The 11610-nt window shown below is 54.1% G+C and carries 9 protein-coding genes; 3 read left to right on the forward strand and 6 right to left on the reverse strand.

The window, feature by feature from the left end:
• Positions 1 to 17 precede the first annotated feature (17 nt).
• A complete protein-coding gene (locus HYT79_03670) occupies positions 18 to 1211 on the reverse strand; it encodes a hypothetical protein (protein ID MBI2069678.1) in 1194 nt (397 codons plus the stop codon).
• A 127-nt stretch (positions 1212 to 1338) separates the two neighbouring features.
• Here HYT79_03670 and HYT79_03675 point away from each other — a divergent pair, with 127 nt between their 5' ends.
• Together HYT79_03675 and HYT79_03680 are read left to right on the forward strand one after the other, a co-directional pair.
• The gene (locus HYT79_03675) at positions 1339 to 2304 is read left to right on the forward strand and encodes a PorV/PorQ family protein (GenBank protein MBI2069679.1); all 966 of its coding nucleotides are present in this window, start codon (positions 1339 to 1341) and stop codon (positions 2302 to 2304) included.
• Positions 2304 to 4715: an SBBP repeat-containing protein gene (locus HYT79_03680; GenBank protein MBI2069680.1), complete on the forward strand. Its 2412-nt coding sequence runs from the start codon at positions 2304 to 2306 to the stop codon at positions 4713 to 4715. Before HYT79_03675 ends, HYT79_03680 begins: the two co-directional genes overlap by 1 nt.
• A 12-nt stretch (positions 4716 to 4727) precedes the next feature.
• Here HYT79_03680 and HYT79_03685 read toward each other — a convergent pair whose 3' ends face one another.
• The 5 genes from HYT79_03685 to HYT79_03705 form a co-directional block, all read right to left on the reverse strand.
• A complete protein-coding gene (locus HYT79_03685; GenBank protein MBI2069681.1) occupies positions 4728 to 5495 on the reverse strand; it encodes a hypothetical protein in 768 nt (255 codons plus the stop codon).
• Entirely contained in the window at positions 5492 to 6994 is a 1503-nt protein-coding gene (locus HYT79_03690) for an FAD-dependent oxidoreductase (protein ID MBI2069682.1), read from the reverse strand. Before HYT79_03690 ends, HYT79_03685 begins: the two co-directional genes overlap by 4 nt.
• Complete coding sequence (locus HYT79_03695) at positions 6995 to 8398, reverse strand: amino acid permease (GenBank protein ID MBI2069683.1); 1404 nt, start codon at positions 8396 to 8398, stop codon at positions 6995 to 6997.
• Positions 8399 to 8555: 157 nt separating this feature from the next.
• Positions 8556 to 9269 carry a 7-cyano-7-deazaguanine synthase gene (locus HYT79_03700; protein ID MBI2069684.1) on the reverse strand — a complete coding sequence of 238 codons (714 nt, stop codon included), beginning with the start codon at positions 9267 to 9269 and terminating at the stop codon, positions 8556 to 8558.
• A complete protein-coding gene (locus HYT79_03705; GenBank protein MBI2069685.1) occupies positions 9270 to 10169 on the reverse strand; it encodes a DUF58 domain-containing protein in 900 nt (299 codons plus the stop codon).
• A 37-nt stretch (positions 10170 to 10206) separates the two neighbouring features.
• Here HYT79_03705 and HYT79_03710 point away from each other — a divergent pair, with 37 nt between their 5' ends.
• On the forward strand, positions 10207 to 11604 hold the full coding sequence (locus HYT79_03710; protein ID MBI2069686.1) for a M20/M25/M40 family metallo-hydrolase: 1398 nt from the start codon (positions 10207 to 10209) through the stop codon (positions 11602 to 11604).
• The last annotated feature ends 6 nt before the right edge of the window (positions 11605 to 11610 follow it).

Here is an 11610-nt window from a genome sequence, read left to right on the forward strand (position 1 = left end):
GAGGCCGGGTCTATACCTTAAGAAGAAATTTCTGTTTTATACGCTCTTAGAACGCGCCGCTTCATGATGGTTTCAAGCCGCTCGCGGCGTTTTCGTTCCAAGGGATAATACTCCCGGATTTTTTTCTTGGCCATCGCGCCTAAAGAGCCCGGCGGCGTGGGGAGATTTTCAAAATCCAGCTTGAGCGTCAATATTTCGTGAAAAATGACGTCGAGTTCGGAAACGGGAGAATAAAGCCCGGCGGCGGCCATCAGCGCGCCCCGAGCCTGAAAATTAGGCCAATTGGCCCCCGGCATTTTGAAAAGCCTCAAACAATCATAAACCAGCGCCAGCCGGTCCGGCTTATTTTGAAGATGGGCTTTCAGTGCGCTCAGAAAAACGCCGTGATGATAGCCCTCGTCTTGGGCGATGGGAACATAGTAATCGGCCATGAAGGGATCGATGGGTTGTCTTTTTTCCTCTTCGCTTAAGCGGTTCAACGGGTCCAGCCTTGGAATTTTGCCCAAAAAATAGCGGATCGCCTGCTGGTAGGTGCGTTGGGTCAGGAATTCTTGGATCGTAGCGTACGTTAAAGCCTCAAGAGGTCCGGCGTAGACCCCAAACTTAATGTGAAATTCGGCCATATTAATGGCTTTTTGCTCCAAGTCATAATCCGCGGGCAGATCATCCTGAATACTCATGACAAAAGCGGTCCCCAGTTGATGGTCAAACTCATCGGCGACCCAGTATTTAAGGAAGGGGGCCATGCTGGGCAGGTGCAAGCCCTTGTTGTGGTGCTCGTCGAGCATACGGACGAAATAGGCCAAGCCGGATTCCGTGCTGACGATGATGAGTTTGACCGCGGCCGCGACCGGGTCCTGGACGGGCCGGAAGCCGTACTCGCGCGTCCAACGGGCTATTTCTTCGGGCGTGAAAGAGCGGTCTGCCTCTTTGCGTTTGATCTCCAAGTACGCTTGAACGGCCTCCGGGCTCCTCCCCTCGCAGGCCATGTGAAGTTTGCGTTGTTCGGCAAGGGTCTGCCAGCCCCGGCGGCCGCGCACGCTTTCATCTTGCCGCATCCTGGCTTTTTCAATAAGACCATGGACGACGTCGGTCAACTCCGGATCCAAATAAGAAAGCTCTTGAGGATACTCCAGAAGGCCGGTGTCCTGGCTTGGAGTTTTCAAGACCAGGGATGCGTTTGGTTCGGAGGCTTCCAGGACAGGAGGCACCAATTATTTTACAAAGAATTCACTCTACCATCGGCCCCAATGTGCCGGCTGAGTAAATTCACATTGAAATAAGGGACAATGGAAGCTAGGCTTCTAAAAGGTGTTTTCGTTATTGTTCGGAGGGAGAATGAGGCGCTTAGGGGCGCTTGTTTTGGCGTTGTTGGCGTGCACGACGGCGGCGCGGGCGGTCAGTTTTTCCGAAAAGGCAAAAGGAACTTCCTCCGCGCAGGTCTTGAGGCTGGCCCAAGGCGCTCGCGCCATCGGCATGGGCGAGGCTTATGCCGCGTTAGCCGATGATCCTTTCGCCCTCTATTGGAACCCGGCCGGTTTAAATCATATCCAGCGTCCTCATGCCGCCGGATTCATGCATGCCTTTTACGTAGCGGACATCAATTTTGGTTATGCGGCTTGGATCAGCCGGTTACCCGGCGCCTTCGGTCGTTTGGGGGCCGCTTATCAGTACCTTAATATCGGCAAGATCGATCAGACGGATGATGGCGGCTTGGCATTGGGCAGCTATTCGCCTAAAGATACGGTCGTGACCGTGGGTTGGGCGGGTGCGCCTTTTTCGTTGCCGATCGGCATCGCCGCCAAACATGTCTCCTCAAAAATCGTCGCATCGGCTTCGACTTATGCGTTCGATGTCGGCGTCAACAGCCCGGTGCGCTTTTTGCGGGACCGTCTGGCGTTTTCTGCCGTCGCCAAAAATATCGGCTCCGGGCTTAAATTTCACACCGAAAGCGATCCGTTGCCTCTTGAACTGCGTTTGGGTTCGGCATTCACTCTCTATGACACCATGGCCGAGACATCATTGGATGTCAGCCGCGAGCGCGCGGTCGTTACCGTTGATGTTGTCGCAGTCAGGGACAACAAACACGCCGTAGCCGTCGGGATCGAGCACGCCAAAATCATGGGCAGTCCGATGACGGGACGCGCCGGATTCAATTCAAGAAGCTTCGACGATATCTCCGGCATGGCCGGTTTATTCATGGGTTTTGGCGTGGAGGTCAAAAGCGTTAACATTGATTATGCGTTGGCGCCCATGGGCCATTTGGGATTGACGCACAGGATTTCAATGGGGTATAGCTTCTAATGGGACGAGTTTTATGTCTACTGGCCGTCCTGGCCGCCTCTTATGGCCATGCAACCACCCTGGTTCTGCGTTCTTCCGCCACGATTGACGCCAGCGCCAGCACGACGGACGAGGATAAGGCGTTGGCCGTCGCTTGGGATGCAACCGCCAATGCTGTGTATGCGGCGGGCTCTTTGGATTTCGGAACATTCAAGGAATTCATCGTAGCGAAGTACAGTTCTTCATTGGTTTTTCAATCCAGCGTGACGATTCGCAGTTCAGCTTCCGGCGCTTCGGCGCAAGCCAGCGGTCTTACGGTGGACTCCAGCGGCAATGTTTATGCCGTCGGCTACATCGGGCAGTCGTCGACAGGTAATGATATTTTTGTCGCCAAATTTAATTCATCCCTTGTTCTTCAGTCGAGCGCCACGCTCAGCGGGACTTCGTCGTCCGATAATGATGCGGGCCAGGGCATCGCCTTGGATTCCAGCGGCAATGTCTATGTCACGGGTTACGTTACGCAAGGCGCGCAGCTTGAGAATATTTTTGTAGCCAAGCTTAATTCTTCTCTCGTGTTGCAAACATCGGCCACCATTAACAGCCCGACGGGCGTGGATAATGACCGAGGCCACGGCGTTGCCGTGGACTCCAGCGGCAACGTCTATATTACGGGATATGTGCGGGATTCCAGCGCAAACGGCTTCGAGAACATCCTGGTGGCTAAATACAATTCTTCGCTTGTTTTACAATCCAGCGCCGTCATCAACACGGGGTCGACGGATATCGGCTATGGGATTGCCGTTGACGCAAGCAGCAATGTTTACGTAACGGGGGCCGTCAACGGCACGGTCGATACCAATATTTTTGTGGGTCGTTTCAACACATCGCTTGTTTTTCAAACAAGCGTGACCCTCTCCCAGGCGACGCCGGATGTTGACGATGGACGCGCCATTGCACTGGATAGTTCGGGCAACGTTTATGTCGTCGGTCAAACGAGGGAGAATGTCGGCGGTACCAATATTTACGTCGCCCAATTCAACTCTTCATTGGCGTTGCAATCCAGCGCCACTATTTCCACCAGCAATATCATTGAATTCGGCTACGGCGTTGCCGTCGATAACAGCGGCAATATATTTGCGGCGGGTTATGCGGCAAATTCATATACGGATATGTATGTGGCCAAGTTGAGCGCCCCTTCGAGCGTCCCCGTGCTTTCCGGGACCGGGATCGGAACAAGTTCGATTACCTGGAGCTGGGCGATTGATATTTCCTCTCAAACGGGCTACCACGTGGCGTATGCCACGAATACGACGAGCTATGTTTCGACGTCCACGTTGGCGTCATCGGCGACATCGTTTACGGAAACGGGCCTCTCCACGAACACCGCCTATTCGCGCGTCGTGATTTCTTTGGAACCGGCGAGTAATTCCACCTCTTCCGCAAAAACAGTTTATACGCTCGCGGCTGTGCCCGGAAATTTGGCGGCGAGCCAGGTTTTTGTCAGTTCGATTGTTTTAACTTGGTCTGCGAACACCAATCCAGCGGGAACGACTTATAAATTGGCCTATTGGCTGGCGGGCAATTCAACGACGACGGTCGAAACGACGGATTTAACGACTACGCTAAGCAGTCTGGGCGGCGGCAATACGTATTATTTTCAGCTTTACGCCAAAAACGGCGATGGGGTTTTGACGGCGGGGACGACTATTATTTCGACCGTCACTCTCTCTGCGCAACCGACCGTTCAAACCGTGACCCCGGGCACAGCCGCGACAATCACTTACAATCCCTCTCCCGGCGAGGTTACCGTATCGATTCCGGCCGGCACTTATACGCAAAACGTGGATTTTACGGTCACAACGCCCGGATCAATCCCCGCTGCGACAAGCCCTCTGGCCGACCTTAAGGGCACGGGCGTTGCGGTTGAAATTACGCCGACCCCTGTTTTAACCGCCCAGTCCGACATTACAGTGACCATCAACTACCGTGATTCGGATGTTACGGGCATGGATGAAAACCGTTTGATTTGCGCCCGCTACGACGCCTTACGCGTATTCTGGGTTCCGGTTATCGATTCGACGCCGGACCCGGCCAATAACAGAGTCACTTGCCGGACGCGCGCATTTTCTATTTTCCAGATCATGGAGGCAACGGCGCAGTCGACATTTAATCAAGCCAAGATTTTCCCCAACCCTTTTATCCCTTCCAAGGGGCATACGGAGGTCAAATTTTCGAATTTGCCGGCGGACAGCACCTTGACGATTTATACGTTGAATGGAGAAAAACTTGCTGATTTCAACGCTTCATCCGGCGGCTTGGCGACGTGGAACGCGAGGAATTACTGGGGCGAGCGCATCGCCAGCGGAATTTACCTCATTCATATTCAAGCAGGCCCCGCAAGCAAGGTATTTAAGTTGGGGGTTGAGCGCTAGTGGACGCGTCCTCTAAAAACTCGCGCTGAGACCGCCTGAAAACATCGTATCAGGCGCCCCTTTCGATAAGCCGAAACCCAAGCTGCTGAGAATTTTCAGCCGGGAAGCGACATTGGCGGATAAAGCCATCTCAATTAATCGCGACGATGATTCTCCGGCGATCAGCGCGGTTTTGTTTTCAAAAAGAACGCCCAATTCCGCGGAGCCGATGCGCCGGCCAAGGCCGAACGCCACGGTCGTCTGGTTGCTGAGGTCCTGCCCCGGAGGATCGCCGATAAAGGCGTAATCCCAATTGAAATAACCGATCCAATGTTCGGCGGCTTGATGGCTGATATCTATGCCGATGCCGAAGTCGTGCTCCCCGGTTCCGAGCCCGTGTTTTTCATCAGCCGTCGGCCATTTGATCCTGGCCGTGAGATCGAGATTAGGGGTGGCATCGGTTTGCTGTAAAAGATAATAGCGGCCTTGGGTGACGACATCGGCTAAACCGGATTCGGAACGGACGGATAACTTTCTGCGTCCGCTTTGGGTGCGGTGGGCCCGGCCTGCGATGAATGAAGCTTCGTTGGTCGTTTCAACGGACAGGAGTCCGGTTGTGACGGAAGCATCCCAAGCGTCCCATTGGCGCCGCAGCGTCAACGGGTAATACCAGGTTTTAACCGGCGTCAGGCCTCCGTATTTACCGCTGGCATAAGAGGCCGAGCCGCTGAAACGCCAAGTCTGCCCATGGGCCTGCGCAGCCGTCAGCAATGCAATGAGAAGGGCGGTAATCTTGATCAAATATGTTTGGCGGCTTTTTGAGCCGCCCGGATGCCGGAGAGGCCGGCGTAGGCCAGATCCGAGAGTTCCCCCATGGAATCGGAGTGGGCGAAATAAATCGGAGGAAAATCGCGGCCCGCGACAGGCTGAATTTTGGTCAGAAAGCCGGGCGTGGACATATACATGGGATGGCCCCGGCGGTAAATGCGCACTTCTTCAAGATGTTTGAGCCAGCCGGGGAATAAATCCGTCAACTCTTCGACCGCTGATTTGGCCATGGCCAAGACTTTTTTATCCTCGAGCAAGTCCTCGCGAAGGGATTCGGGCTTGGGGGCGTAAACCGTGATGATTTGGGGGCGGTTTAAATCTCCCCCATCCGCGTGTGTGACCCAGTCTGCGGGGATGAAATCCGTGAGGTTTTTGCTCCCGATAATCCAGTTGTCGTAGTTTTGGTTATAGACGACTTTGTTGAAGCACAGGTTGTAAACGAGAAAAGGCGCGAAGCGGACATGGCCCATGGCCGTGACTTGATCGAGCGGCAAGTCCTCAACGATATATTTGGTGATGAATTTGGGCGTGGCCATGACCACGGCTTTGGCTTGCACCGTCCGGGGTTTGCCTTTAAGCATGTAACTGACCAGAACCTTTCCGTTTTGTTTACGAACTTTATAAACGGCGGCGTTCAACAGAATTCTGTTTTGAGCTTCCGGGCTCAGGTGTTCGTAAATTTTCCTCGAACCCATGCCCATCCCACCTTCGAAACTATAGCGTTCGCTTTGCCACCAATCACGCGCCGCTTGAATGCCCAAATAAGCCGATGTGTCTTCGCTGACCGCGCCCCAATTGGACGGACCGAACGCATCCCAAAAAGCCTTCAATTCCGGCGTGTAATTTTTAAGGATTTCGGAAAACGGCATACGATCCAAACGCTCTTTTTCCTGTTCGATGTCGATGGGGCCGATATGCCGGCAAAATTCCCGCATGCTTTCTTTGACGGAATCGGGATAGGGCAGTTTGTCGAGATTGGGATTATCGACCTTTCCGTTCCAGAAATCTTTAACCCAGACGCCGTTGAAATAAGCGGCGTCCACGCCTTTGATGAGTTTCATGTCGAATTTCCATCGTTTGAAAATGGCGTCGACTTCCGGGCTGAAAATACTGGCCCATGCCGCGCCCGTCGAGTAGTTCAAGCCGCGCCAGGATTCGGTGTAAGCGTTGCCGCCGACGTGGTTTTCTTTTTCAAGGAGAAGAAAATCCGAGTTTTGAATCTCATCGGCGGCCGCCAAACCGCTGGGGCCTCCGCCGACGATCACGATGTCATGGACGGCGGAGGGTTCGGGCAAGGGCAATTCGTGGCCGTCTTTGACTTGATGGCAAACTTTATTCGTTTCGCTTGTGAGTTTTCCTTTAGGGATTTTTTTGCGGCCAGGCTCAGCCTGCGCGCTCATCGGCCAGGGGCAAGCAGCCACGGCGCCGGCGCTGATGACCCACTTGATGAACGACCGGCGTGATAAATTCATTTACGTGGGCATGGCCTGCGCTGATTTTGGCGCATGGGGCGCCGTGGTCATCAATTCTTCCTCCGTGGCTGTCAGCTTCAATGGGCCTTTGAAATGTTTTTTAGCCCAAGCAAAATAGTAAATGACCAAGGCCGCCAGGACGCCGGCGAATGAATAACCAGCCAACTGGTTGGGAGGCGCGATAAAAAGAATGGAGACGAAACAGACCCACAATAGAGCCACGATATTAACGGGGGCTCCCCAGCGGCCCAAATTCCACGGGCCGAAGTTTTTCCAACGGCCGTTTAAACGCGCCCTTAAGCCCAGAAAAACAGGCATAACATAAGAAACATAGAGTCCGATCACGCTCATGGAAACAATGGCGGTATAGGTTTTGGAATAAATCGCAATGGCAAAGGCGAGCGCCACCAGGACCCATGTGGCCACGGCCGGGGTTTTATGGGAGGGGCTGATCGTGGCTAGTCGCCGCCAACCGGGGATCCCTTTGTCCCGGGCGAAGGCGAAGAGCATGCGCGCCGAAGAAGTCAGCGAGGAAAGGCCGCAAAACCACATGGCGCCTAAAACCATCCATAGAATCGCATTGGCCGTCCATCCGCCCAGTGCGTTCGTAAAGATGTAGAGGTAGGGGTTCTCAGCCTTGGCCGTAGCAGGCAAGTCGCCGATGGCCAGGGTTGTCACCAAGTTCAGAATGAAACCGACGATTCCCGAGATTAAGACGGCCAGAAACATTCCCCAGGGAGCGTTTCTTCTTGGATCAACCGTTTCTTCGGTGATATGCGCGGAGGCGTCATAGCCGGTCAATGTCCATTGGGGCTGCAGAAGCCCGACAAGAAACGCCCACCAGAAAGGATAAGAGGATGCGGTCCAAGTTTCCTTGAAAGCGAAGGAGACGGGTTTCATCGGCGCGAACAAAAGCAGGGCGCCCACGAGCACGGCTGAGCCGACAATATGATAAACGACGCTGAAATCATTAAGCCAAGCCACGATTCGGATGCCGTAATGATTGAAAACGCCGTGGGAAATTAAAACCAGGGCGTAAACGGTCAAGAAAACGGTTTGGGTTTGAGGCAGGCCAAGCAAAGGCACGGCAAATAGAGCGATGCCGTAATCAATGCCCGCTAAAATAGCGACTTGGCCCGCAAAATTAAACCACGCGGTGAACCAGCCCCAGCCCGGACCCCCCAAGGCCGAAGACCAATGGTACATGGCTCCGGCCGTGGGGTAAGCCGACGCGATTTCCGCCATGCTGGAAGCCACGAACAGCGTAAATATCGTGACAATGGGCCAGCCCCAGCCGTACACCATGGGCCCGCCGTAAGAAATGCCGTGCCCGTACATGGTGGCTGCGCCGGTGATGATCGAAATGATGGAGAAGGAAATGGCGAAATTGGAAAATCCTCCCATATCGCGCAAGAGTTGCTGCATATAACCCCAGTGCCGCAACTCAAGGTTGTCTTTTTTGATTTGTTCTTCGCGTGTTAAAGTGGGCATGGTTCGGACAACTCCTCTGGCTGCATATTTCCCCCTCGTTGTTCGACGAGGATTTTAACAAAATCGTTGATTAATCCGGCCATTTGTGGGCGGCCCAGTCGACAACCGGCGGTTTGCGGGCGTAATCTGTTTGGTCCGGCACGCCGGCTAAGACAAAGGCTTTCTGGCGCTCCGCGCATTTGTTGCAGCGATTGCCGCAGTGACGGCCGTTGATGGGCCGGGCGCAGGATAGGGTCAAATGAAGCGGCAGGTTTCGCCCCAGCTGGACAACCGCGGTTTTATTCAGGCCGGCCAAGGGCGTTATGATTCGGAGTTTGAATCCGAATCCTTTGTTGATCATCGTCTCAAAATTTCGAAAAAACGCTGGTTGAGAGTCGGGGTAAGGGTTGTTTTTCAATAAACCCAGGGCAATGGTGGAAAGTTTGTGTACGAAAGCATTCGTCGCTGCTGCCGTCAAAAGAGCGATATTGCGACCGGGGATGTAATTGGCCGAGTAACCGGCGTTGTAATGGGGATGATAGCCTCGGGGGCCCCAATGCTGATCCAGGAGCCTCCGGATCGGGAAATCAATGCGTACGGTGGTTTTGATCTTAGGTGAATTGATGGCCCTTAAAAATCGTTTCAGCGATTTAAATTCAGCTTCTTCCCAGGGATGCCCGTTGGCGATGAACAGAGGATGGATTTCACGGGCCTGACGGGACAAGCGGGCGAGTAAAACGCCGCTGTCTAAACCGCCACTGACTAAGGCCGTGATTCCGGCGTTGTTCGTTGTGCGGCCGGACATTTATCGTGCGCGGGTAAGTTTTTTTTGCTGACGGCGCCTAAAGAAGGCCATGAGGGCGTCCGTAAAGTCTTTATCGGTCGATAGTTCCAAAAGGTCGATGCCGGATCGCCGGAAAAATTCCCTCATTTCTTCTTTCCATTGCGCGGTTGATTCGGATAAGTAAGATAAATGGTCTTCGCGGCGCAGGTCGAGCTCGCCGATTAAGCCCGGGTTCTCGGCGTCTTCCAGAATCACGCGGGCCGGCAAAACCGGCAGCGTTTCCTCCGCCGGATCGTCCACGGAAACGGCGATGACGTCGTGTTTTTTACCCAAAATGCCCAATTCCGTTTCAAAACCGGTGTCCAAGAAATCGGAAATCAGAAAGACGATGGAACGTTTTTTGATCATTTGCAAAAGAAAGCGCATGCCCAAGCGCAGATCGGTTTTTTCCGATGAGGGTTGGAAGGCGACGAGTTCGCGCATGATGCGCAGGGCGTGGCTTCGGCCGCTCCTGGGAGGCAGAAAGAGTTCGGTCTGATCCGTGAATAAAAAAAGCCCGACGCGGTCTTTGTTTTTGAGCGCCATATACGCCAGAAGCCCGGCCACGTCCTGAACGAGCTCGCGTTTAGCGCGCTCTTTGGACCCGAAGTCCTGGGAGCCGGACAAATCGATGGCCAGCACCACGGTCAATTGCCGTTCTTCGATGAAGCGTTTGATGTAGGGCTTGCCGCCCGAGCGCGCCAGCGCCCTCCAGTGCATGGCCCGGATATCGTCGCCCCATTGATAATCGCGCACATCGGAGAATTCGATGCCGCGGCCCTTGAAAACCGACAAGTATTGCCCGGCGAAGATTTCCTCAACGAGCTTAGCGCTCGTGATTTCAAGACGCCGGACTTTGGCTAACAGATCCGCGCTAAGCATAAGACGGAAATTACTATAGAAAAGTTATAGTTGACGGATGCGATTGTTTTTATCGGCGTTATTTTTCCTGGGAAGTTTTGCCGCTCAGGTTGAGGCGCGCGGCGATTTTCTTGAGCGCCAATCGCGCGAATTCCTCGGGGCCTTGATTCGTCTTGACACATCCAACCCCCCCGGCAATGAGATCATTGCCGCGAATTATTTAAAAAATCATTTGGATCAGGCCGGCATCGAATCCCGTATTTATACCTCGACGGGAACGCGTTCGAGTTTAATCGCCCGGCTGAAGAGTTCCGGAGCGAAGAGGCCGTTGGTTTTAATGTGCCATAGCGATGTTGTGCCGGCCGATCCCAAGGAGTGGTCCACTCCTCCGTTCGAAGCCGTGGAAAAGGGAGGCTATCTCTACGGCCGAGGCGCCGCGGACATTAAAAGCATGTGCGCCGTGGAATTGGCGATTTTGCTTCATCTGCATCGCGAAAAAATTCCGCTTCAACGCGACGTTATTTTTTTCGCCCAGGCGGATGAGGAAAACGGCGGCGGCGATCGCCATATCGAGTGGTTGCTGAAGAATCACTGGGATGCTTTCGGCAACGCGGAATTCGCGGTGAATGAGGGCGGTGAAACGGCTTGGAATGGACGCCGCGTCACCGAGGTGCGCGTTCAAGCCGCGGAAAAAGAGTATTTGGACATCAAATTTGAAGCGCGGGGCGAATCGGGCCACTCATCGATCCCCAGGGAAGGGAACCCTGTCGTTTCCGTGGCCAGGGCCGTGGCCCGCTTGGGCGATTATAAGGCCCCGGCTCGGCTCTTGGATATTGTCCGGCAGTTTCTAAGCCGCCAGGCTGAGTTGACTCAGGATCGGGACCTAAGAAAAATTATCGAAGCGGTTCTTAAAGCGAAGCCGGGTCCGGAGTTGGATGAGGCTGCGGACCGTTTGGCCGTATTGAAGCCAGATTTTGCGGCCATGCTCAGAGACACGTTGGTCCCGACGATTCTTCAAGCCGGTTATAAACCCAATGTCGTTCCGGCCTCGGCCCAGGCTGTTCTTAATGCGCGCCTTTTGCCGGGGCGTTCTGTTGAAGCGTTTATTCAGGAATTGGTGCCTGCGCTTGAGGACCCTGTGATTGAAATTAATTACGAGGCTTCCAAAAGCCGCGAGGCCGGCCCTATGCCGACGGACACGGAGCTTTATCGCTCGGCCCAAAGCGCGGCCAAAAAAGTACTGCCCGGAGCCGCTGTCATGCCTTTTATGTCCGCATGGACCACCGATTCCCAAGACTTGCGCGCCCGCGGCGTGATTGTTTATGGCATCGATCCCCCTCTTTCCGCGGATGACGCCGAGCGCGTTCATGGCAAAGATGAGCGCATCAATTTAGAAGCTCTTGATCTTTACGCCAAATACCTGCTTGAAATCGTTCTTCAAGTCGCCAAGCGATAGGGGGCA

It is taken from the genome of Elusimicrobiota bacterium (assembly GCA_016180815.1).
GTDB lineage: Bacteria > Elusimicrobiota > Elusimicrobia > JACQPE01 > JACQPE01 > JACPAN01.

Excerpts from the sequence above, each read along its gene's own strand:
- HYT79_03675 (MBI2069679.1), top strand. The coding sequence starts at position 1,339 with ATGAGGCGCTTAGGGGCGCTTGTTTTGGCGTTGTTGGCGTGCACGACG.
- HYT79_03680 (MBI2069680.1), top strand. The coding sequence starts at position 2,304 with ATGGGACGAGTTTTATGTCTACTGGCCGTCCTGGCCGCCTCTTATGGC.
- HYT79_03690 (MBI2069682.1), bottom strand. The coding sequence starts at position 6,994 with ATGAATTTATCACGCCGGTCGTTCATCAAGTGGGTCATCAGCGCCGGC.
- HYT79_03695 (MBI2069683.1), bottom strand. The coding sequence starts at position 8,398 with ATGGGAGGATTTTCCAATTTCGCCATTTCCTTCTCCATCATTTCGATC.
- HYT79_03700 (MBI2069684.1), bottom strand. The coding sequence starts at position 9,269 with ATGTCCGGCCGCACAACGAACAACGCCGGAATCACGGCCTTAGTCAGT.
- HYT79_03705 (MBI2069685.1), bottom strand. The coding sequence starts at position 10,169 with ATGCTTAGCGCGGATCTGTTAGCCAAAGTCCGGCGTCTTGAAATCACG.
- HYT79_03710 (MBI2069686.1), top strand. The coding sequence starts at position 10,207 with ATGCGATTGTTTTTATCGGCGTTATTTTTCCTGGGAAGTTTTGCCGCT.